Source organism: Chryseobacterium sp. CH25 (assembly GCF_004119455.1).
Taxonomy (GTDB): Bacteria; Bacteroidota; Bacteroidia; order Flavobacteriales; family Weeksellaceae; genus Chryseobacterium.
In genome coordinates this window covers 1-510 of the sequence record NZ_NRQT01000027.1, presented here as the reverse complement: position 1 = coordinate 510, position 510 = coordinate 1, and the positions used below count along the sequence as shown (strand labels likewise).

1 pseudogene is annotated in these 510 nt (G+C 42.9%); it reads left to right on the top strand.

The features are described from left to right. Positions 1-510 (top strand): annotated as a pseudogene (locus BOQ64_RS23325) (RHS repeat-associated core domain-containing protein); the annotation flags it as partial.

Genomic DNA, 510 nt, shown 5'->3' with positions numbered 1-510 from the left:
TCCCACTGCCGTTCAGCAGCCTATTACCGATGTACTTCTTGATGATTTGTGCTATCAGTACCGTTATGACGGAAGAGGCAGGCTGGTAGAAAAGAAACTCCCTGGCAAAGGTTGGGAATATATGGTGTATGACAAAGCAGACAGGCTTGTTTTCAGTCAGGATGCTAAAATGAGACCCACAGACAAATGGTTATTTACAAAATATGATGTATTAGGGAGAGTGATCATCACAGGAGTTGTGGCTGGAGGCAGCAGAGCCTCTATGCAGACAATGATTGGAGAAACACTGACTATTGAGAACAGGTATGATGTCGGTTTTACCAAAAATGGGATGCAGATACAGTATAACAATGCCTACTTTCCTTATCTGGAAACCGTTTTTTCAGTAAACTATTATGACACGTATCCCACCTACAGTTTCAATCCCTCTTTTCCTGGCAGTATTCAGGGAGTGGAAACCTTAAAAGAAACCGTATCCCCGGAAGGTAAGAGTACCAAAGGCTTACCTGT